The sequence below is a fragment of the Paenibacillus sp. NFR01 genome (assembly GCF_900111565.1).
Lineage (GTDB): Bacteria > Bacillota > Bacilli > Paenibacillales > Paenibacillaceae > Paenibacillus_AQ.
In genome coordinates this window covers 1-20,088 of record NZ_FOIK01000001.1, presented here as the reverse complement: position 1 = coordinate 20,088, position 20,088 = coordinate 1, and the positions used below count along the sequence as shown (strand labels likewise).

Below are 20,088 nucleotides of genomic sequence, written 5' to 3'. Positions count from 1 at the left end.
TTCATCTCAAAGCCATTTCATAAATGTTCTGTACTTGATCTCAACTTTGTTTTCGTGAGCCCATTTAATAATTAATTCTACTTCATCCGTTCCCATAATCTTTAGCGTTAAAGACAATGGCGTAATTTTTCTATTTCTTGGTCTAACACCTATAATGCAAGATCCCTCAATAAAAATATTCTTTATATCAGTGGCATAAATGTAGGTATGACCAATCTTCATTCGTTGTTGTTGAAGCTCAAGCGTTTTCGGTTTGAGATTACTTCTAATAATGGTAAAGACAACGATTCCTCCGCAAACTACACTGATAATCAAATTGCCAAAGCGATACCGGTCTCCACTAATTATAGAGGTCCATAATGTAAGCAAACAGATCATACTCATTGAAATTATCACTTGCCAATTCATTGGATACCTCACTTTGATTTCTTTCATAAGTAGCTCCTTTGAATGTAATGCATCCACAACCAAAGAGTGAGTCAGGTCACAATGAAATCTGCTGAAAAAGGTATAGTAAAGCTATCAAGGTATCCAAAGGAGCGTTTGCTATGTCCAGATATGAAAAAGAAAGAAATTTTTTGAAATCTAATTTTCTTGAATTCAAACACATAAAAACCGACAAGATTAAGGGGCTCCCAAAGCCGCCAAATACAAAGGCCTTTGATTCTTCATCGACGATTATTGATTTGCCAAAGGTTAGTAAGGACGTTGTAAGCAGAGACAGCCTATACGATAGCATCAGCGAAAGAAGAAGCACGCGGTTTTATTCGGATGAGAGTCTTAGCCTGGAGGAGTTATCTTATTTATTGTGGGCTACTCAAGGGATTACGGATACCACGAAAAATGGCCTTACGTTACGGACCGTTCCTTGCAGTGGAGCCACGCATACCTTAGAAACCTATTTGTTTATTATGCGGGTGGACGGCATCCAAGCAGGCGTGTACAGATACCTACCTGTCGAGCATAAGCTCCTGTATCTGTTTGAACTGGATGAAATCGATCAGAAAATCGACGCGATTACGCTGGACCAGCCGTTTGTTCCTAATTTCGCCAAAAAAGCAGCCGTGATGTTCGCCTGGAGCACCATTCCCTATCGTTCCGAATGGAAATACGACATCTCTGCCCACAAAAAAATCCTCATCGACGTGGGACATGTCAGCCAAAACCTTTACCTGACCAGTGAATCCATCGGGGCCGGCGCTTGCGCCATCGGAATTTACGATCAACAGTTGATTGACGAGGTCCTCGGTTTGGACGGCGAAGAAGAATTCGTTATTTTCCTTGGGGCGGTTGGGAAGAAAAAGACAGTAGTCGGCACAGATTAACTTCGCCATCCTAAGTTCCTGTTTTCACAAACCTGCACCGGCATTGAGAGCTTCGCTTCGCTGGTGCAGGATTTACTTTAAGTCTACTTTTCACTCATAGAAACATTGAATTGCAGGATGGCCTCCGTCAAAACGGAAACGCCTTTGTCCACCTCATCGCCGGACCAGCCTAGATTCCATCCGTTCTCGGTCAAAACATCCGATATAACATACATGGCCGCAGATCTGACTTGGCGATAATTCGCTACAGCGAAAAGCCCCACACCTTCCATTTCAACGCAAAAGGCGCCCTGGGATAAATACCGCTTCACTTTTCCCCATGTCTCCAGATACCCCGCATCCGTTGTCCAGTGATATCCTTTTTTATAATCTATCGCATTCACTTTCAGCGAGTTATTGAGTTCATCGACAAGATGAAGATCCGGGTAGACCCTCTCATCTTTAAAACCGTATAAAGCCGCAATCCCCGTTTCGTTGAATGCTCCAGTCGTTAGAAATAACTGGCCTGGATACAGTTCGGCACTTAAACCGCCGGCATACCCCAGATGGATAAGCTCCTTTACTCCGCAAGCAATCAAATCTTCAGCTTGTACGGCAATGCCAGGTGAACCCACGTTCGACTTCACAAGTCCGACGTTTGGATTATTTTTAAACCGGAATAACTTCCCGGCAATCGGAATTCCCGAATCAACGACCGCTTCCTTTTGAATAAAATCATTAACGATGCCAGACATCGCAATATATACTCGGGTTGGCATCTGGATTTTGTCTAAGTCTAAACCCATGCCTTCTAATTCATTTCTAACTAATAACTTAGGGTCCGAAAGGATCTGATGATCATGCATGTTTTTGTTCCTCCAGTAGTTCTTTTATCGTTGATGGCTTATTGGAATTGCTTTACCTGTTCCCACTTTCCCTGCAATAATTCGGGCGTATATTTCTTCTCAACCGGATTGTCCCGGACTTCCTTCCACAAGATCGCGGCTACCTTCATTCGATTTTTTTTGAAATCAGCAACGGTCATTTCATGATTTCCCTGACTCTCTGCTTCTCTTAAAGCGGCGGCCATCTCTTTCGTGAATGAGAACCTTTCTGTTTGATAGTACCGTGCAAAAAAATCCCTTGCGTGCTGGTTAAACTTAAAGCCTTCAGGGATAAGTCTTGTATGTAATGATATTTCATTGACTTGTTTGTTCTTCATTCTTTCCGTTTTTCCGGCCGATTGTGGAGCGGCTGCCTCTTCGCCGTATAAAAGTTTACTGATCCGCTGTTCCAAATCGGCTTTTGTTCCCCAAACAGGCAAGTGATAGAAACGGCAAATATCAACCAGCTCTTGCTTATACCAATAGTGTTTTTCAAACTCTTGAACGGAGAGTTCTAACGAGAAACTTGGACGAGTATTCGTCATTTTTTCACCTGCCCGTTTATAAGTCGCCCTCCATGGTTCTCATGGTGGCCGTTAGTCCATTCTTTTCATAAAACTCGATCCCTCTTTAAATTCTCTTCAAACACGGACAATCTTAAAAAATCCAACCCTCGTTTCTTACCCCAGTCTTTTGAAGACTCCATTAATAAAGATCCATAGCCGCTGCTTCGATATGCTTCTGAAATGACAAAGTCGAGTATGTACACGAATTTCTTCTTTTGTAGACAACTTATATCAGGTGTTTCTTTCTCCTGTAAAAGCGAGAAGCCAATAATATTGTTATCAATCTCGATAAGCAAAATATCGGATTTCTCGCCAGTAATGATATCAATAAGAAAATCATCCGGTCTTTCCGCTCGAACAAATAAAGAAGGCTGATAAAATACGGCATCCGTGTCTAATTCCCAGTACAGCTTTTTTATATCGTTAATATCTTCTATATTTGCTTCCCTGATTCGCATGGTTAGTTCCTCCCTATATAGCAACGTTATACTAGATACCATCTTATTTATTTCCAGATTCTCTTAATCATGCATAGTGTTCCCTTTCTTTGATTCTATGCTTTCCCCCGTTCTTCCCACAATGTTTTTTTGCACTTCTATTGTTTATGCCTATACAAAAAAGCGCCGAAACGGCGCTTGAGTCATAATCTAGTACCCCTTAATGATGATTCTCATCATTAATCCAATCCTCTACAAACCTATGCCTTCCAAGACCAACAGTATCAAATTCATCCTTATTATTATCACTATTCACTCCGAGTAACTTCAAAGCTCTATTTATTGCATGTTCGGTTAGTGTTTCATGAAAGATAACTTTCTGGTTATCCCATACCATACTGTTTTGTGAACCGACTCCGCCGAAATATTCAGCTTCTATGAATGCAGTTCTGCATATCATTGAAAGCTCCTCACACAATAATCCAATCTTGTCTGTGAGATATTCGTAATTGTCAAATGACGTTCCCTTAAACTCGTTTATCTCATCATATAATTCATCCGACATCGGTATTGTCAGCAGGTCATTATTAAGTGGAATCATCTTAATGTTTTTATATCTATTCTTGTATTGGTCTTTTATTTCAATAGAACATAGGATTCCACGATATAAGTATCCCATATTATTCTCCTTTGTAGGCAATCCCGCAGATGTAAAACCTCATCGTATTGATTTAAAATCACATTCATCAACGGTACATGTTAATTCTGCCCATCTTGCCGACAATAGTTGTGCATAGTCGAGTGATTTTAGGCCATAATGGCTTACCAAATCGCAATTCCAACTTTATCTTTTTCTTTTAGCGCTACCTTTATCATTTCCAAAGCATTTCCCACTCTAAATTCAATAGAATCGTTATCGTTACCATAACCCGTACGCAATTTTACGAGATTTATATTATCAAGGAGAGTAAGGAGCTCATTCCTCAGCTCCTCAATACCTTCATCAAACGCGTAAATATTACCATCTTTCAAAGAATATATTAACTTACATCCAAGTTCACTCATCACATCATTTCCCCAGAGTGTCCTTCTGCATGACTCAAAACCAAATAAATGATTGTGTGGAGCGGGAATTTGATTTTCTAAATAATTCGTATCTATATTTATACTTCTTTCTTTTGGAATTATACTAACCATCAAGCTCATATAGTTCCCGTTCCCCCTATTTCTTATAATCATGAACCTCGCCAATTTTAAGATTGCAAGTCGCCAGGTCTTCTATGGGTTATTAATGCAAATAAACCTTCAAGAACTCGATGAATTCGGCAAATGCAGATTGAACCAGTTCATCTTGGAAATTGTGATCAAAAACATGATCCGCTCCATCAATCGTGATCAGCTTTGTTGGAACACCCATAGCCTTAAGCTTCTCATGCATCATTACGGATTGTTCATAAGGCACGTCTGTGTCCTGATTGCCATGCAAAAATAACGTGGGAGGATATTCTTTCGTTATATGGTCAATCGGGTTATATTGTCTGATCTTGTCCGCATCGGATTCGGGGTCCAGATTAGTGACTTCTTGAATCCAGATTCCTTCCTGGCGACAATATACGTAATAGTCGAACCGATCCCATGTACCTTTTGTAATTTCCGTATTTCCCACTTTGCTTAAAGCACTCACTCGATCCACTTTTGGCTTGCTACAATAGTACCCACTGGGCTCCGTATACCAGCTCCCTAGAATATCCCCATATCCATAAAAAGAAATAATGGCCTTCGGCTTGTCTTTCATGGTCCCGGCCAACAAGCTAAGATAGCCCCCTGCGGATCCGCCCATGATTGCCATTTTATCTACATCAAAGCCGTACCATCGGGTGGCCTCCGTTCGTACCCAGCTAATTGCATCTTTTATGTCTTCAATGATGGATTCAAAATCCGTTTCCGGCGCTAGGCGATAGTCCATATTGACCACACTAAATCCATGGTTGTTCAAATATTCGATCTGTTCGGCCGGCAGCCATTCTCTCGTTCCAAAAATCAAGGCGCCGCTATGAAAATATATAAGGACAGGCGTCCCGGGGCCTTGATCATAAATATCTGCATGAATTTCACAATTATTGATTTGCTTATAAACTCTTGTTTCCTTCATCTCATTTCCCTTCTAAGTGCTTTTTCTATGGACGAGGTCTGCCGTAGCATCTTCCGTCACTGCCCATAACCACTTGTGCGTCTTTCAAATAATTGAAATCAGGCAGCTTCGATAAAGCATTCTTAATAATATACTTCCGGATCGGATTATATCGATCAGCATTGTGAGGGTTAACGATCCATCCCTTTTGAAAAAGATTATACAAATCCTGGCTATGCTTGAATATAACTTCATTCACGATTTCACTCTTATCAGCTAACTCGGATAAGGCAAGCCATAAGTAGTATGACGGTGCTTTTTTCATATTTTGTGCATTATTAAATGTATGTTCTATGATGTTCCCAAGCAGTTTATTCATTCGTTCAATATCCTGGAGTTTATATGTATTCCAAAATCGCAAAATCACTAGAGATAAACCTGCCCATTCATCCTCGCCACATAAATGATCAAAACTTAAATCAGCCAATCTTTCTTCCGTACGCTCAAGCAGCTTAACAACTTCAACATCATCGATTTTCCACATCGCTAACAATCGGAGTGCCTCAAGCTCATAGGCATGATGTGAGAGTAGATATGTCCGTGGCAGTTCCCCAGTAATAAGTCGCAGCTTTTTACTCCGCTCCATTTGAGATTCCTCATAGGTCGGCAGTAGCTGTAAAGGATAAGCTTTATTATATTTGGTGCTCCAGTCCTTCGAACCATCGTTCCGCGATTTACACCTGCTTAAAATGGATTCCATAAAGCAGTGTTTATCGGCTTCAGGGATCGGTTCATTCATTATCATTTTGTGATTGATTAAGGTAATCTCCTGGTGAAGCATTTCATTTCACCTGCCCACATTTTCGTTGTATAGATTATTAGTTCACGTGCGATTACGCTGCATTAGAGAACGCTATATCTACACAGTGATGTACCAATACACGCCATATTTATCCACTACCTCTGCGCAACAAGAACTCCAAGGAAGCGATCCTAAAGGGAAAAGCACCTTTCCGCCTTCGGCTAACACAGAATATGCTTTTCTTACTTCATCTTCGTTATCCAGATCAATTCCATAGCTCATTGTCGGACGCGACTCTTTTAACGATGATGTTAGCATGACCTTAACAAAGGCATCATTTCCGGACTCGCTTACGGCAAATACTTCTTGTCCATCTCTAAGCAACTCCGCATGCATGAATGTTCCGTCTGGAAATTTCTCATTATATCCCAAAGTCATTCCAAAAGCTTCCTTATAGAACTCCACGGCTTCAACGGTGTTCTTTATGTATAGCGTTGCTCTCAATTTCATATCTAACACTCCCTTTAGATTTTAACCCATTCATACTTTATATCTTCAAGCTGCTCTTCATTTTCATTTCCTCTACCAATGATCCTGAAGCCGTTTCTCTCGTAAAAGTTCTGAGCTCTCTTGTTGACTTCAAATGTATATAAAAAAAGCCTGCCATTCGATTGCTGTTTGGCAAGACTTAGAAGCCTATTCCCTATTCCTCTTCCTTGATATTGAGTATGAACGTACAGCTGATTAACCCAATTTTCGTTACACGCTAGAAGGCCTATTACTTGGTTACCCGTAGCTTCAAGGGCGAGATATACTTTATTGTCATTCATCAAGATATGATTCAGAAAAAATAAATGATCTTCAAAAGAATGGATCTCTTTTTGTCCAATCGCTCGTTCTTTGCTTTCTCTCCACATTTTAACCGTTTGTAACGCAAAAGAGGGATCATACTCGATAATCGTAAATTCCATACGAACCAGCTCCTCGTTTAATATCATCCAAAATAATTTCCAATAGCCTCACTTCTAACTTAACTACTGCGTTTAACATCCTTAAAACTTTGATATACACTATGCAAAAAAGAGCCCGTCATCATTCCTCTTTTAACATTTACATTGGAAATTCGGGTAAGCGGGGTTCTGTAAAGGGATTTTCAATTAAAACGGACAAAATAATTTGTACAGCTATACTTAATGAAAATATCACTATTACTACACCTACTATTTTTTCGGAATTATTATCAATATACTGTTTATAATATCTGTTTACCGTAGTCGGATTAATGATCAAGTTAACAATCACCATTAATATGCATATCATTATGTGTCCTAGTCCAGGCAAAAATGCTTCTTGTTCATAAAAATTCGAGAACATTACACGGAACAATAAGACTACAAGGATCGGGCACAATATTGATAGAACTATACTCAAAGTTGTAAGCATAAGTTTATTTCTCGCCATTAATTATCTTCACTCTTCCGCTGAAATGTAGTTTTGGCTTGCTTGGAATCATTTATATTAAGCATGTTTCATCGGATTCGCGGAACTCCCCGCTTTTATATGTACAAGTAAATCCCATAATGACTTTGGTTGGAATCATGCCATATCCGTTATATCCTTCATATGTACTGGTATTAGATGAAACACTAAACAGTTTTCCTACTTCGATTTCCATACTACTCTCTTCCTTTGTTTCACGTAATAAGGCTTCTATTAGATTTTCACCTGTTTCGACTTGTCCACCTGGAAACATCCAAACATTACGACCCCGATGCTTTAAGAGTAAAACCTCTTCCTTTTCATTTTCTACAATACCAAATACTGCAACAATGTGTGTCGGAAACTGTCTCAAAATAAGCCCCCCACATATCGACTTTATTATTTTCGTTTTGATAATATCTCTTTCCATTAATTGCTTGTACAAGCCCTTAAATGGAATTGTATCCCAAATACGTTCGATTCGCATTATAAATCTTTTCTATAGCAAAATACACCAGTATTCGTAAAGGTATTTCCGTTCTACCTATACTGGCGCAAAGTCTACGCTTTATTGGTGCAAGTGTGTCCGCTGAATCTACTTCTTAGCAAAACTCTTAGGGCAGAACGATAAGCCGGCGGGTTCCGATGCGTGGATATATTCCACGAAACCGAGAAGCTTAAGGCCCGTAGGACCGGATGGCTCCGCCACTTAGCCTCGCAGGGTTGTCTGCTGCATCCCACATCCTCGAAATAGCCTCTTGCAGACCAAGGACCTTAGGTCCACCTCTTGAATACGTTGTTATGCGAAGGTCAGGCATTCTTCGAGTACTCAATTACAATCAATATATAAGTTAGGCACTTAAATAAGTCCCCCTGAACACGACCATTAATCCTTAGGTTACTATTAAAGTCAATCGGTTGATTTATCTTCCTGAGTTTCAGGAAACATTCTTTTCACAAAATCATTAGTGTTAGTATGCTTATGTGCTGTAAGTTGCCTGGAATACACTTCTGTTAAATCCGATGGTTCTTCATCAAATAAGTGAAAGCTATCAAGTGACCTTACGAACTTCAAATCTACTTGCTGCCCATAAGGATTTTGATAACTGACCTCATTACTCCGAGCTTCTGTTTCAGCTTTTTCGTATGCGGATTCAAAAGAGTCAGCATGGATCAGGTAGATGCTTTCCTCGTAAGTCTTCTCCTCATCATATCCTCCATCGATCTTGATTGGATCTGGTTCACCTGATATTACATACTCAAATAATAATTTAATAGCATACCAATTTTCCGATAGATCTCGCTCTGAATTAACTTTCTCCAAGTTTTCCACACTCCTATAAAGCAAGCTTTCTTTGCCTCTATCGGTTTCAGATAACGTTTCCGTAGTCACGACGTCCCACCGAACTCCTCCATTACTTTTTGCACTTGTACAATGTGCCGTTTTGCATGCTGACACAAAAAATAGATATATTGATAAACATCAATTTTCCCTAAATTGTTTACCGTCATTGTTGTTTTATACAGTATTCCTTCACCATTTATCATCTCTTTCAAAAGCCCTTTGCATTCATTAATTTGATCATCAAGTAATGATCTTATTTGTCCTAGTTCTTTATCTCCCTTAGGCTCCATATGTTCGGGCCTAATCCAATTAAAAGACTTATGTCTAGCTATTGCGTCGAGCTCTTGTAGGTTGATTTGATAAGATTCTAATAATGAATTCAAATCTTTCTTCGCAGATAATTCAATTGCCTTTCGCTTCCCTTTTCTAATTAGAATCAATAAGAAGTGGTTAGTTAATGTTACATGCTCTAATACTTGTTCAATACTCCATCCAACCTGAGGCTTGAAGGATAGCAAATCGGACTTCAAAGTAAACCAATTTTGATAGTCATTTAGTGTTTGAGTTAATTCATTATCTATAAAAACAATTGTTTCATTTATGTTCATGTTTTCACCAGCTTTCGGGTAGTATCAGATAACGTTTCCGTGTTCACGACATCCATTTCCCCTAAACTGCTCGACGCGAGACAGTGTGTTCGGCTGGCCGCGATGCGGTTGGGTGAATGGATGTGTCGCCTTAGTTTGATTTCTTGCTTAATCTTCTAACGATCGAGGCGGCTTGTCCGCCGATGCGTGAACACATTCTTATATGACTTATATGCCATCCTGAATCACTACAAAAATGGTACCTACACGCATTCTAAATGGAAGAGTTAGATTTACTTAAATATTCATGCTTCAAGATACTCATCATTAGACGATCGACATATTGACCATTTTTATAGACTTCGTCTCTTTGTATGCCATCCTTCTTGAAGCCTGACTTTTCATAACTCCGAATAGCACCAGGATTATCAGCATCTACCGTCAAATACACTTTATGAAGATTTAAACGCTCAAATGCAAATTTTAGAACAACACTTGTCGTTTCTGAAGCATAACCTTGTCCCCATACCCTTTTGTCACCAATCCAAATGCCAAATTCAGCATGTTTGGACCAAGGATGGATATTAAACAATTGGGTGTTGCCAATCGGGATACCATCTTCTTTTAAAATAGTAAAATAGACAGCTGATAGATCTGTTTGTGCGTACCTCATTACACGTTCTTTGACCACACCCGGTGTTATCGGCATACCACTTCCCGATGGTAACGTTCGGTTAACTGCAGGATCGGATAGCCATTCATATCGCTGTATCCAATCTTCTTCAACAACCGGTCTTATTATTACTCGTTGTCCGTATAGCATATTTCCCCCTCCATGTAACTGAATTAGCACTTTTATATTCATATTTATGGGTGTTTTATATGTTTCAAGTAAAGGTTTTACTTGTAATTATGTTTTATACCGTTTACTGTATCCACGACGTCCCACCGACTTAAGGCCGCGGATGCAGCTAGTTACTTGAATAACGATCAGATTTCTCCTTTAATTCTTATCAGCTTCTACTGGGTACTTTAGAGTTAATAAATGTACTTTTTTATTTATATCTTTATACTCATATGAAGAAAAATAAATCCTATTCACTTCAATAATATTCTACAAGTGTTCATCCTTTATTGTGATCTTAAACGGTAGAGCAACTTTATCATATGGATTCTTTACCGTAATAATATAATTAGCAGGGTGGTCTGCTGAATCCGCTTCTCGAAATGCCTCTGGCAGACCAAGAGCCGCAAGGCCCGCAGCTTGAATACGGTGTTAGGCGGAGTTCTAGGCTTCTTCGAATAAACTCACACAATCTTTATATTTCCCTAGGTCAATTATTGCTTCATTTCTAATTTGTTCAACACTTCCGTATATCCCTTGAAAAGCTAAATAATAACTATCATCTAATCGATCTAGCATGTGTAGTACTTCTTCGCTTATTGTAAAAGCACTTCCTTGTAAAAAGAGACTAGAAATATAACCAAAAAATTCATCTTCAGTTATTTTTCCAGTTTCAAGTTTTATTACTAACAAACCAAGTAATTTAGATAAGGGTGCGTCTATGTCGTATTTCCCATAAATCTCTTTAAGGATACTTAGAACTTCATTTAATGTTCTTTCCCTAGAAAGAGATACTTCTATTAATTCATAAGGGTAAGTGTCATCAGCAATAATTGAATCTGCCCATTCAATTATTGCCTCCTTGTTGCATAACCCAATTGCTAAGCACAAGTAATAGTAACCAGCAAAATCTCTTATTGATCTCATGTTTTTCACCGATTTCCTAGAAATTCGCCTAACGTTGTTGTATTCACAACGCCTCACCACCCTAAGGACCTTTAGGTCCGGCCGCGACGCGGTTGGGTGGTGCAGGTGTGTCCGCTGAATTTGCTTCCCTGCTACTGAAACTCCGCCCCGAATCCTCTTCTTAACTCCCTACGGACCGAGGGGGGCTCGACCCCCGAAGCGTGAACACGGTGTTAGGCGATGCTGGCTCGCCTTGAACTACTAACAGTCTTATTTGCTTACCATGGAGTTATAATATCATTACTCTCTTCGCCAAATCCTCTTACAGTAAACCCTTGAGCGGACGCATGAATATTCACTGCTTTTAATAGATCTTTTCTGAATATATTTGTAGCTCTATGAATCTCTCTCAATCCACTATCTCTAAAAGAATATTCCTTAAAGATAATGAAATTGAGTCTGTCCATTTTTTTTATGACGAAGATATTCCCTTCATACTCGCCAGCTCTAATGTTTTGATCCGCTATAAAATTATAAATTGAGTCGTACCAATCTTGATATATGACTTCTCCTTCAAGAAATTCAACAATTATATCATTCATAATTCAATTCTCCATTCCTTAGGCATAGTACTATCTAAGGTCTATGATATATTCGTGTTTTTCAGCCAGTTTCGCATAACGTTGTTGTATTCACGAACCCGAGAAGCTTAAGGCGCGTAGTGCCGGGTCGGAGACTTAGCCTCGCAGGGTTGTCTGCCGATTCTACTTCCCCGAATTTCTTCTGCAGACCAAGGGCCGAATGGCCCGATGCGTGAATACTTTGTTATGTGAAGTACATGCCTAATTTGAGATACTTACCAAGGACATATATTCCATACAAGTTTTCTTGCTATATACAGTTTGTCACCTACATATTCATAGAAAAATTCCTCCCCATCTATATCTTTATACTTTTCAAATAGAAATATAGGAATTATAGCAGCATCAAAAGACCAAAGTTCATTCTCATTATTCATTATTAATGACTCCCATGGTCTACCGTCAGTTACTTCATTTGTAAAATACACGCCTGTTTCATTAAATCGGTTAAAGAGACCCTCCAACAAGTTCCATATTATTAGTTTATAAGGTTCTTTAAGTTGACCCATCTGATAATCAAGTTCAATCTCTTCTGTCCATAATAGTAAATCTATCACTAACCAAGACTCACTTAGTTCCTCAATTACGTCTGGAGTCCAACCCATAACATAAGGTCGGATATGCAACAATTGATTATTGATAGTGTATTCTTTCGAGTCTGCACCACCGCCGACATACATAAAACCATTATCCGATAATTCCCAGACTAATTCAGTCAGAAAATATGCGTTATCTATATTCATATCAGATAAAGCTTGAGAAAAGTTACTAATGACTTCACTAAAATTATTTTGATTGCATTTTACATAAGTCTGAATATGTGAGTATTCAGGCAAATTCATCACTTCTTTCATTAATATTGTGTGTATTTCACATAACGTTGTTGTATTCACGAACCTGAGAACCTTAAGCCCCAACGGGGCTGCCGCGACCGCGGTTAGGTTCGCAGGGTTGTTCGCCTGATTCCACTACTCTGCCAATCCCTTCGGGCGAACCAAAGGCCGAAAGGCCTGCAGCGTGAATACAGTGTTATCGGATGTCAGTGTCTTCTTTGAGCTACAACAAAATCTTATTTATATATCCAAAGCTTAATTACATACTTTGATCTAGGTAAATAAGTCGCTTCTAGTTCTTTATTAAAGTCCTTTTCATGAATTTCATAAACGCTCTTAAGTTTAATATGATTTATTTCAATTTGCTGAAATACACTCTTTGATGATACATCACCTATTTGACTCGGATATCCCCTAACTGTTTCATAACTCTCTGAAAAATACGCACTAATATCTAAGTAACTTGTAGACCAAACCAAACTAAAAAACATTATCATACCAACACCGACAATAAAAGCCAGTGTTCTCATAAATACTTTGTTGATTTTATTTTCTATTTTTTCAAAGTTACTAAGAAAGCTTGAAAAGAGAAAAACTAAGCCTAGCAATAAAATATAAATCCCAAATATTAACCAAGAAATAAAATGATTTAGTGTGAACATACTAATAAACATTGGAAACATTAGTGTAATTCCTAAAATATTTCTGATTGAATACTTCATATTTACAACTCCATGTTTTATTATCTAACACTGATTTCCGATAACGTTCGTGTATTCACGACGTCCTTCCACCTTAAGCCCGAAGGGCGGCCGCGACGCGGTTAGGTGGAAGGATGTGTCCGGCTGAAATAGCTTCCCCGCTACTGAAAATTCATCCCCGAATCCTCTTCTAACTTCTGCCGGACCGAGGGCCGAATGGCCCGAAGCGTGAATATGGTGTTATCGGATGTTCAGTTCTTCTCAGAGTTGCCTTCAAATAATTTAGTTTGTGGAAAGTGATCATTCCAGTACTCTTTCATGGTTGAAAGTACTTCAGACTTTGTTGCATCAGTTATTCCAAATTCAATGAATTCAGTCTTCTTCCAAAATGCAAAATTCATATAGATATATTTCCAGTTGTCTTTGATTTCACAATAGAAATCCATTGAATTATAATCCAAAATTTCTTTCCAAATAATAAATTGTTCTTTAGGATTCTTATCTTCAAATATTGTTAATTCCGGAGTAAGCCCTTTATAGTTACTTCCATAAAACACATTAACTATCTTAATCTGACCTTCAATATTATTGTTAAGCTCCTCTAAATCTTCAGCTGGGATCCATAACTCATTATGGTTTCTTGATCCTACAATTTGTTCTTCATATTTATCAATAAAAGGACTAGCCACATTAAACTCAGTTACAAATCCAACGCTCCCAAAGACTTTATCTTTAGTATTCCATTCCAATGCAATCTGGTCTGCATAAGCTTGATTTAGGACTGGGTAAAAAATAGGCTGCTCTGGCAGCCTTGGAGGAAAACCATTAAGTTCAAGATCTAATATTAATTTCATTTCAATTAGACCAACAGGTCGAAATAGAGTTTTCATGTGCATTATCCCTTCAACTGAATTTCCGATAACGTTGTTGTATTCACGAACCCGAGAGGTTTAAGGTCCGCCAGGACCGGGTGGCTCCGCCACTTAGCCTCACAGGGTTGTCTGCAGAACCCTCTTCCACGAAATGCCTCTAGCAGACCAAGGGCCGTTAGGCACGCCGTGTGAATACAGTGTTAGATGATGGATATGCCTTCTTCGAATAGCTTAAAAAATCAATCACTTATATGTATTTAAATTTATTCATTTTATAATCTCTTATAGTAAGTTAAAGGATATATCCATGGGACGCCAAAGTCGTCTTCATAATCATCATACATTCCCATAACTACACGTGGTTCTAAATATTCCTTGATATTTATGTGAGTTATTTTAAGTTGAAGGGTTGGTCCAAGTTCTTCTTCTCCTAACTCAATTTGTAGTCCTTGTTCTTGCAAGATCCCCTTCATGTTTTTCGATAAAGCTTTTCTTCCAAGTAACTTTCGAACAACCGGCTCACTACCAACACTTGGATAAAAGTCTACACTTACATTCATTTCATCTATCATGTTAATTATTAGTAAATGACGGGAATGATCCATCCAACTTCCAAGGTATTTATTGACCTCATTAATCATAGAGACAACCCCCATGTTGTTATCTGTATTTATGTCATTATTGCGTATCTTTCATCTAACGTTCCCGTATTCACGAACCCGTAGGGTTGTCTGCTGATTCCACATCCCAGAATTATCTTCTTGCAGACCCAGGGTCGAATGGCCCGCAGCGTGAATATATTGTTAGATGGTGCTACTGCCTTCCCCGAAATACTTAAATCCCCTTCAAGTCATTACTCATTTAGACCAATTTTATTTTCTAGTAGTTTCTGGCGTTTAATATAGTAGTCATCTTTCACATCTTTTTCTAGCAATCCGAATTTCATATTATTTAAACAAATTGGTCTCGAAAAATTTATTACTTTCATTGTTTTACCCGATGGTGTTAACTCATCTACTACGAAAAATTCCATCCTTACAACATTAAGATTTGATGATTCTGGTTCTTCATAATTACTTGAGCATAGTTCACCTTTAATATTTAATCTTGCATTTTCAACTGTCCAATTAAATGTCTCAACAGAAATAGAGCTCCAATTCAATATTTCAATCCAACCAAATCCATTTTCTAGAAATACAACTCTTTCGTCTGCTTGTGCTCCAGGTCTGTACATACAATCTACTGACCATATCCCTTTGATTTCTTGGTTTATCATTTAGGTTACACCTCATTTTTTCAATGTTTATATAAGGCTTTGCAGTAGTTTCATCTAACGTTTGTGTATTCACGACTTGGCGAATGCCAGGTGTCCGGCAGCTCTTACTTCTTCGATATCCCTCTGCCGGACCAAGAGCGAATGCTCGCAGCGTGAATATTATGTTATCTGGTGCTCCTGACTTCCTCGAATTCTCTGCCTAAACTCTTTCAAATGCCGAGGCGTCTGCTACCTTGAATCTTCATCCCGGCATGCCCTTCCTCTATCTTTCTATTGCCACTGTCTCTTCATCTTTGATTCTTCCTCCGGCATGCTTTCCCTCTGTGTTTCAGTGCTGTAACTTCTTCTTCTTCGATTCTTCATCCAACTCTAGCGGTTTCTTTCATTCAAACTTACTCTTTCCTATCCCTCAGGAGTTACAGATAACGTTCTTGTATTCACGAACCCTCACTGGCTTAAGGGGCGTAAGCCCCGGGTCCGACGGACTTAGCCAGTGTAGGGTTGTCTGCTGATTTAACTTCTTCGAAAAGCCTCCTGCAGACAAAGGGCCATCAGGTCCGCGGCGTGAATACAGTGTTATCGGATGTTACCAGCTTCTTCGAATAACCTTCTAATTAGATCTTATATATAAATTCACTTCTCCTGCTATTTCATTAAATATTTTAAAGTATTCTGAATTACTATATATCGGCCACGAAAGATCAAAATTTCCTATGACTACTGTCTCCGCTTCAGGAACAAATAAATTATATAAACACTCCTCCCTAGTAATTTGGATTATTATGCCCATTAGTTCATGGCTATTTTCTATTTTATAAACGCTTTCTTTAACTTTGTTCCGTCTACAAAAGATTGGACGCTTAGTTATATAAATTGATCCAGGTATTGATTGTTCAAATCGTTGAAAATACTTAGTATACTTGTGTTCATAACTTCTATTATGTTCAGGTCCTAATAATAACACTGCTTCCTCTTCCGTTAAGCACTTAGGATAAACATCTAATAGCCCAATATGTTTAAAATTTAAGTTAGGATTCTCAATATCTTCTATGTCTAATCTTTTGAATAACTCGAGGAGATTTTGTATTTCTTCTTTAGAAGCTTTTTTCACTTGATCTCCTCCTGTTATTCTTTATTCCGGTAATTTCGGATAACGTTCCCGCATTCACGACGTTCAAGCGGCTTAAGGAGCGAAGGTCCGGGTGGCTCTGCCACTTAGCCGGTTGAATGTGTCCGGTGAATTAGCCGCCCGAAAAGCATCTTCCGGACCCAGGGTCGGGCTTGTCCCGTCCCGCCGCGTTGAATGCGATGTTATCTGATGGACTAGCCCTCCTGAATCAGCTTGATTATTATTCTGCAGTTTTTGTTTTCTATATTCCCATATGTAATAATATTTTGTCGTCACTATTTTCTACTATTTCACAAATCTTTATTAGCTCAAGAAGCATAAAAATTATCTCTTCTTTTGTAAAATGTAATATTTCATATTTTCCTGTTTTCTCTCCGTTGATCCAAGAATAGTTTCCGGTTAGATGCAGTATACTTGGCGCATTATCAAATAAATAGTACCAACCTTGAATTACACTCTTCAATTTGCTTGCGCCGAATGAATAGATTTCTGTTAGTCCGTAGTAATTTAATCCATGTGCACCTTTCAATCCATTTGGAATCCACTTAAGAGTATCAGAAAAATATTGAATTAGATCATCGTCCACTTCGACCAAATAATCTAACCCAGATTTCTTCTTATCAATTCTGCCATTATCATCTCTAATAATTTTATTTAAAAGTAAGTCATCATCTTTAGAAACAACCAGGAATTCATGTATTAAAGGCATTTGTTTTTTCTCCTTTTATGCTAGTCTTTCAGATAACGTTCCTGTATCCACGACGTCTCACCGACTTAAGGCTGCGCCAGCAGCCGGCCGCGATGCGGTTAGTCGGTGCAGATGTGTCCGCTGAATCTACTTCCCTGCCGATCGCTTCTCGCGGACCGAGGGCCGTCAGGCCCGAAGCGTGGATATAATGTTATGTGATGTGACCGACTTCTCGAATAATCAATCCCAATTATTAAAAATAATTTCACTAACAATTCTCGGTTTCCAATAATTCAATTGCTCTAATTCAGCATTGTCTAATTCTAAAAAATCTGTATCTGTAAGCTCTTTATCAAGTTCTTCCTTTCCAAGAAGTACATAATTACATTCTGTTAGAATTATAAACTGATTATTGATTTCTTCTGAACTCATAAAACTGAATTTGTTATTGTTGAAACTTCTTGATATGCCTACGTATGGAAAATAGGCATTTAATAATACATGATATTCTTGATCATCTGACATAATTGAAAAATAAAAGTAATTCTTTCCTTTGAGATCAATGTCTTCCCATTCCATTGTCCCTCTTAAAATCGAATAAACTAAACCAATGAACGGCTTAACATCTAGAATAGTTAACGAATTAGCAGAACTAGTGAATCCAGTAGTTCCTTTTGGTAATGGATGTAGTTGTAACATGAACATCCCTCTTTCACTTCGATCTTCGGTCATTTCACATAACGTTGTTGTATTCACGAACCCGAGAGGCTTAAGGCGCTTTAGCGCCGGGTCGAAGACTTAGCCTCGCAGGAGTTGATCGCCTGAATCGCTTCCTGGCTGTTTACCTTCTGGCGATCCAAGGGCCGAATGGCCCGCAGCGTGAATATATTGTTAGCCGAAGTTAACTGGCTTCTTTGAGAGTCTGAATGATTAACTTTCTTCCAATTCTTGATAAATTATATTCTGGAGATAATAAACCTTCAGCCAGTAGAATATTAAGATCCTTTTCATCCATTAGTAAAATGTTTCTCTCAACAAGTTTTAAAAAATCACTATATGTTTCGGGCATCTCACCTCTATTAATAATCCCCTTTATAATATATTGAATAATATTTCTCGTATGAGGCGGAAGTTCAAACCGATTACGAAAAGCATCTAGTTGACTTTGCAATTCAAATAATCTAGTCTTTACCTCTGTTAATTCAATTTCCTTAGCTTTAAGTTGATCTACGATTTTGGATTTTTCGTCTTCGCTTATATTAGCCTTCTCTATTAATTGATTAATTATATCTTCCTTTTCTTGTGATAATATATTTTGATTGAGTGTTTTATCCAATATTTCTTCTTCAATAGATTCAGAGAATGGTATTTTATCAATTCTCTCAAGCATTCGTGAGTAATTTTTTTCAATATTACTTAAATCTTTGCCAAACCGTTCTTCAATTCTACCAATCTTTTCTGAAATATCTTTAGTAAATTGGTATGTATTGTTATAAAAACTGTTGCTAGTGTCATTCGCTTTAAAATAAAAAAGTGCTGATAATCCTATAGAAAATAGAGCAAGAGTCATGGCTAGCAGATTTGTTAAGTTATCCGGAAGGGACAAACTGTTAAAATCCAGCAAAATAAACTTAATTGCAATTGAAATGGTTACAATAAGAATGGCAATTTCCTTTGTGCGTTTTAGAAACTTCATAGCTTTCCCTCCTAGTTAATTTCGGCTAACGTTCCCGTGTTCACGACGTCCGACGTAGTCGGATGTGTCCCGGCATCAACATCTCCGACCTCTCTTCCGAGACCGAGGCAGCTTGTCTGCCGATGCGTGAAAACATTGTTATAGGATGTCAGCGCCTTCCTCGATTTAGCCCACTAAAATCATTTATTATCTTCGTTCATCTATTATCCATGAGAATTTACTTGCTATTGCATGTGCAATTTCTAAGATTGACTCTTCTATTTCTATATTAATCTCTTGGGGTATATCTATTTCTATTAAGTTAATCTCTTCTATTCCATCTAGAGTATAAAAGCATAACTACCTTCTGAATCAGCAAAAAGACCAGTAGCTATTATCAATTCATCATTAATCACTTTGGAAAATTTCAAACTGCTTATTTTATTAAACTCTAATGTTTCAATGAAGAATTCCTCAATTTCTATTGTTTTTATTTTCTCTGTATATTTCTCATCGGAATAAATCATTAAATAATCATATAATAGAAAATCAGACATATAATCACCTATTCTTTCATGAATTTAGAGTGTTTTTGGGTTACTACGATTCTTTGAATGTGGATGCGCTGATTTCCTATAACGTTCTGGTATTCACGAACCCTCACTGGCTTAAGGGGCGTTCGCCCCGGGTCCGACGGACTTAGCCAGTGCAGGGTTGTCTGCTGACTCCGCATCTCCGAAATTCCTCTTGCAGACCAAGGGCCGCATGGCCCGCAGCGTGAATACGTTGTTAGACGCTGTTGCCTCTTCACTGAAATCTCCCACTAATAATTAGATTACTTGCCCTTTGCCCTGTATATGGTTTTGTTTAATACATCGGTTACAAATTCAGTCTTCATCAGACTGTAATTATCAATATCATACCTGTATGTTTCAGCAAGTTTTATTTTCAATAATTCATAACTTTTACGAATGAATTCATTCGCTCG

General features: G+C 38.3%; 28 protein-coding genes. 1 reads left to right on the top strand and 27 read right to left on the bottom strand.

From position 1 onward, the window contains the following. Positions 1-6: 6 nt before the first annotated feature. A complete protein-coding gene (locus BMW84_RS00140) occupies positions 7-435 on the bottom strand; it encodes a hypothetical protein (RefSeq protein WP_091063093.1) in 429 nt (142 codons plus the stop codon). 113 nt (positions 436-548) lie between these two features. Here BMW84_RS00140 and BMW84_RS00135 point away from each other — a divergent pair, with 113 nt between their 5' ends. After that, the gene (locus BMW84_RS00135; RefSeq protein WP_091063090.1) at positions 549-1,325 is read left to right on the top strand and encodes a SagB/ThcOx family dehydrogenase; all 777 of its coding nucleotides are present in this window, start codon (positions 549-551) and stop codon (positions 1,323-1,325) included. 83 nt (positions 1,326-1,408) lie between these two features. On the opposite strand, the gene BMW84_RS00130 is transcribed toward BMW84_RS00135, so the two are convergent. The 26 genes from BMW84_RS00130 to BMW84_RS00005 form a co-directional block, all read right to left on the bottom strand. Next, positions 1,409-2,170, bottom strand: a complete 762-nt coding sequence (locus tag BMW84_RS00130) for a nucleoside phosphorylase (protein WP_091063089.1) — start codon at positions 2,168-2,170, stop codon at positions 1,409-1,411. 38 nt (positions 2,171-2,208) lie between these two features. After that, the gene (locus BMW84_RS00125) at positions 2,209-2,733 is read right to left on the bottom strand and encodes an SAP domain-containing protein (protein ID WP_091063086.1); all 525 of its coding nucleotides are present in this window, start codon (positions 2,731-2,733) and stop codon (positions 2,209-2,211) included. 65 nt (positions 2,734-2,798) lie between these two features. After that, complete coding sequence (locus BMW84_RS00120) at positions 2,799-3,212, bottom strand: GNAT family N-acetyltransferase (RefSeq protein WP_175498621.1); 414 nt, start codon at positions 3,210-3,212, stop codon at positions 2,799-2,801. A 199-nt stretch (positions 3,213-3,411) separates the two neighbouring features. Then, positions 3,412-3,870, bottom strand: a complete 459-nt coding sequence (locus tag BMW84_RS00115) for a hypothetical protein (RefSeq protein WP_091063082.1) — start codon at positions 3,868-3,870, stop codon at positions 3,412-3,414. 143 nt (positions 3,871-4,013) lie between these two features. Further along, positions 4,014-4,397, bottom strand: a complete 384-nt coding sequence (locus BMW84_RS00110; RefSeq protein WP_091063079.1) for a hypothetical protein — start codon at positions 4,395-4,397, stop codon at positions 4,014-4,016. An 82-nt stretch (positions 4,398-4,479) separates the two neighbouring features. Next, positions 4,480-5,343, bottom strand: a complete 864-nt coding sequence (locus BMW84_RS00105; protein WP_091063077.1) for an alpha/beta hydrolase — start codon at positions 5,341-5,343, stop codon at positions 4,480-4,482. A gap of 25 nt (positions 5,344-5,368) precedes the next feature. After that, complete coding sequence (locus BMW84_RS00100; RefSeq protein WP_091063075.1) at positions 5,369-6,163, bottom strand: hypothetical protein; 795 nt, start codon at positions 6,161-6,163, stop codon at positions 5,369-5,371. Positions 6,164-6,241: 78 nt separating this feature from the next. Next, positions 6,242-6,634 (bottom strand): VOC family protein, encoded by a 393-nt coding sequence (locus tag BMW84_RS00095; protein ID WP_091063072.1) that lies wholly within the window; start codon positions 6,632-6,634, stop codon positions 6,242-6,244. 14 nt (positions 6,635-6,648) lie between these two features. Then, positions 6,649-7,095 carry a GNAT family N-acetyltransferase gene (locus BMW84_RS00090; RefSeq protein WP_091063069.1) on the bottom strand — a complete coding sequence of 149 codons (447 nt, stop codon included), beginning with the start codon at positions 7,093-7,095 and terminating at the stop codon, positions 6,649-6,651. A gap of 542 nt (positions 7,096-7,637) precedes the next feature. After that, complete coding sequence (locus BMW84_RS00085) at positions 7,638-8,090, bottom strand: NUDIX hydrolase (protein ID WP_254772815.1); 453 nt, start codon at positions 8,088-8,090, stop codon at positions 7,638-7,640. 423 nt (positions 8,091-8,513) lie between these two features. Further along, on the bottom strand, positions 8,514-8,996 hold the full coding sequence (locus BMW84_RS00080; protein ID WP_175498620.1) for a DUF4288 domain-containing protein: 483 nt from the start codon (positions 8,994-8,996) through the stop codon (positions 8,514-8,516). After that, positions 8,993-9,556: a DinB family protein gene (locus BMW84_RS00075; RefSeq protein ID WP_091063065.1), complete on the bottom strand. Its 564-nt coding sequence runs from the start codon at positions 9,554-9,556 to the stop codon at positions 8,993-8,995. The genes BMW84_RS00080 and BMW84_RS00075 overlap by 4 nt, the downstream gene beginning before the upstream one ends. Before the next feature lie 253 nt (positions 9,557-9,809). Beyond that, positions 9,810-10,358 carry a GNAT family N-acetyltransferase gene (locus tag BMW84_RS00070; protein ID WP_091063063.1) on the bottom strand — a complete coding sequence of 183 codons (549 nt, stop codon included), beginning with the start codon at positions 10,356-10,358 and terminating at the stop codon, positions 9,810-9,812. 465 nt (positions 10,359-10,823) lie between these two features. Then, positions 10,824-11,306: a hypothetical protein gene (locus tag BMW84_RS00065; protein WP_091063060.1), complete on the bottom strand. Its 483-nt coding sequence runs from the start codon at positions 11,304-11,306 to the stop codon at positions 10,824-10,826. Positions 11,307-11,563: 257 nt separating this feature from the next. After that, positions 11,564-11,887, bottom strand: coding sequence for a hypothetical protein (locus tag BMW84_RS00060; protein WP_091063058.1), 324 nt, complete (start codon positions 11,885-11,887; stop codon positions 11,564-11,566). A 254-nt stretch (positions 11,888-12,141) separates the two neighbouring features. Then, on the bottom strand, positions 12,142-12,819 hold the full coding sequence (locus tag BMW84_RS00055) for a hypothetical protein (RefSeq protein WP_139209570.1): 678 nt from the start codon (positions 12,817-12,819) through the stop codon (positions 12,142-12,144). Between the two features lie 176 nt (positions 12,820-12,995). Next, positions 12,996-13,481, bottom strand: a complete 486-nt coding sequence (locus BMW84_RS00050; protein WP_091063054.1) for a hypothetical protein — start codon at positions 13,479-13,481, stop codon at positions 12,996-12,998. A gap of 230 nt (positions 13,482-13,711) precedes the next feature. Next, positions 13,712-14,350, bottom strand: a complete 639-nt coding sequence (locus BMW84_RS24610; RefSeq protein ID WP_175498619.1) for a hypothetical protein — start codon at positions 14,348-14,350, stop codon at positions 13,712-13,714. Between the two features lie 254 nt (positions 14,351-14,604). Continuing rightward, positions 14,605-14,973, bottom strand: a complete 369-nt coding sequence (locus BMW84_RS00040; RefSeq protein WP_091063051.1) for a hypothetical protein — start codon at positions 14,971-14,973, stop codon at positions 14,605-14,607. A gap of 212 nt (positions 14,974-15,185) precedes the next feature. Continuing rightward, positions 15,186-15,608, bottom strand: a complete 423-nt coding sequence (locus tag BMW84_RS00035; RefSeq protein WP_091063050.1) for a hypothetical protein — start codon at positions 15,606-15,608, stop codon at positions 15,186-15,188. Between the two features lie 610 nt (positions 15,609-16,218). Then, positions 16,219-16,719, bottom strand: a complete 501-nt coding sequence (locus BMW84_RS00030; protein ID WP_091063047.1) for a hypothetical protein — start codon at positions 16,717-16,719, stop codon at positions 16,219-16,221. 259 nt (positions 16,720-16,978) lie between these two features. Then, a complete protein-coding gene (locus BMW84_RS00025; RefSeq protein WP_091063045.1) occupies positions 16,979-17,446 on the bottom strand; it encodes a hypothetical protein in 468 nt (155 codons plus the stop codon). A 219-nt stretch (positions 17,447-17,665) separates the two neighbouring features. Then, entirely contained in the window at positions 17,666-18,124 is a 459-nt protein-coding gene (locus tag BMW84_RS00020) for a hypothetical protein (RefSeq protein ID WP_139209569.1), read from the bottom strand. 202 nt (positions 18,125-18,326) lie between these two features. Beyond that, positions 18,327-19,121 (bottom strand): hypothetical protein, encoded by a 795-nt coding sequence (locus BMW84_RS00015; protein WP_091063040.1) that lies wholly within the window; start codon positions 19,119-19,121, stop codon positions 18,327-18,329. A gap of 320 nt (positions 19,122-19,441) precedes the next feature. Continuing rightward, the gene (locus BMW84_RS00010) at positions 19,442-19,657 is read right to left on the bottom strand and encodes a hypothetical protein (protein ID WP_091063037.1); all 216 of its coding nucleotides are present in this window, start codon (positions 19,655-19,657) and stop codon (positions 19,442-19,444) included. Positions 19,658-19,935: 278 nt separating this feature from the next. After that, the coding region (locus tag BMW84_RS00005; RefSeq protein WP_139209568.1) for a GrpB family protein at positions 19,936-20,088 on the bottom strand (153 nt) is incomplete at its 5' end.

What these genes read in the sequence shown, in the direction of transcription:
- BMW84_RS00125 (WP_091063086.1), bottom strand. Translation starts at nt 2,733, where the DNA reads ATGACGAATACTCGTCCAAGTTTCTCGTTAGAACTCTCCGTTCAAGAG.
- BMW84_RS00035 (WP_091063050.1), bottom strand. Translation starts at nt 15,608, where the DNA reads ATGATAAACCAAGAAATCAAAGGGATATGGTCAGTAGATTGTATGTAC.
- BMW84_RS00105 (WP_091063077.1), bottom strand. Translation starts at nt 5,343, where the DNA reads ATGAAGGAAACAAGAGTTTATAAGCAAATCAATAATTGTGAAATTCAT.
- BMW84_RS00075 (WP_091063065.1), bottom strand. Translation starts at nt 9,556, where the DNA reads ATGAACATAAATGAAACAATTGTTTTTATAGATAATGAATTAACTCAA.
- BMW84_RS00095 (WP_091063072.1), bottom strand. Translation starts at nt 6,634, where the DNA reads ATGAAATTGAGAGCAACGCTATACATAAAGAACACCGTTGAAGCCGTG.
- BMW84_RS00025 (WP_091063045.1), bottom strand. Translation starts at nt 17,446, where the DNA reads ATGCCTTTAATACATGAATTCCTGGTTGTTTCTAAAGATGATGACTTA.
- BMW84_RS00135 (WP_091063090.1), top strand. Translation starts at nt 549, where the DNA reads ATGTCCAGATATGAAAAAGAAAGAAATTTTTTGAAATCTAATTTTCTT.
- BMW84_RS00020 (WP_139209569.1), bottom strand. Translation starts at nt 18,124, where the DNA reads ATGTTACAACTACATCCATTACCAAAAGGAACTACTGGATTCACTAGT.
- BMW84_RS00130 (WP_091063089.1), bottom strand. Translation starts at nt 2,170, where the DNA reads ATGCATGATCATCAGATCCTTTCGGACCCTAAGTTATTAGTTAGAAAT.
- BMW84_RS00100 (WP_091063075.1), bottom strand. Translation starts at nt 6,163, where the DNA reads ATGCTTCACCAGGAGATTACCTTAATCAATCACAAAATGATAATGAAT.
- BMW84_RS00015 (WP_091063040.1), bottom strand. Translation starts at nt 19,121, where the DNA reads ATGAAGTTTCTAAAACGCACAAAGGAAATTGCCATTCTTATTGTAACC.
- BMW84_RS00060 (WP_091063058.1), bottom strand. Translation starts at nt 11,887, where the DNA reads ATGAATGATATAATTGTTGAATTTCTTGAAGGAGAAGTCATATATCAA.
- BMW84_RS24610 (WP_175498619.1), bottom strand. Translation starts at nt 14,350, where the DNA reads ATGAAAACTCTATTTCGACCTGTTGGTCTAATTGAAATGAAATTAATA.
- BMW84_RS00115 (WP_091063082.1), bottom strand. Translation starts at nt 3,870, where the DNA reads ATGGGATACTTATATCGTGGAATCCTATGTTCTATTGAAATAAAAGAC.
- BMW84_RS00070 (WP_091063063.1), bottom strand. Translation starts at nt 10,358, where the DNA reads ATGCTATACGGACAACGAGTAATAATAAGACCGGTTGTTGAAGAAGAT.
- BMW84_RS00065 (WP_091063060.1), bottom strand. Translation starts at nt 11,306, where the DNA reads ATGAGATCAATAAGAGATTTTGCTGGTTACTATTACTTGTGCTTAGCA.
- BMW84_RS00010 (WP_091063037.1), bottom strand. Translation starts at nt 19,657, where the DNA reads ATGTCTGATTTTCTATTATATGATTATTTAATGATTTATTCCGATGAG.
- BMW84_RS00040 (WP_091063051.1), bottom strand. Translation starts at nt 14,973, where the DNA reads ATGATTAATGAGGTCAATAAATACCTTGGAAGTTGGATGGATCATTCC.
- BMW84_RS00120 (WP_175498621.1), bottom strand. Translation starts at nt 3,212, where the DNA reads ATGCGAATCAGGGAAGCAAATATAGAAGATATTAACGATATAAAAAAG.
- BMW84_RS00110 (WP_091063079.1), bottom strand. Translation starts at nt 4,397, where the DNA reads ATGAGCTTGATGGTTAGTATAATTCCAAAAGAAAGAAGTATAAATATA.
- BMW84_RS00140 (WP_091063093.1), bottom strand. Translation starts at nt 435, where the DNA reads ATGAAAGAAATCAAAGTGAGGTATCCAATGAATTGGCAAGTGATAATT.
- BMW84_RS00085 (WP_254772815.1), bottom strand. Translation starts at nt 8,090, where the DNA reads ATGCGAATCGAACGTATTTGGGATACAATTCCATTTAAGGGCTTGTAC.
- BMW84_RS00090 (WP_091063069.1), bottom strand. Translation starts at nt 7,095, where the DNA reads ATGGAATTTACGATTATCGAGTATGATCCCTCTTTTGCGTTACAAACG.
- BMW84_RS00050 (WP_091063054.1), bottom strand. Translation starts at nt 13,481, where the DNA reads ATGAAGTATTCAATCAGAAATATTTTAGGAATTACACTAATGTTTCCA.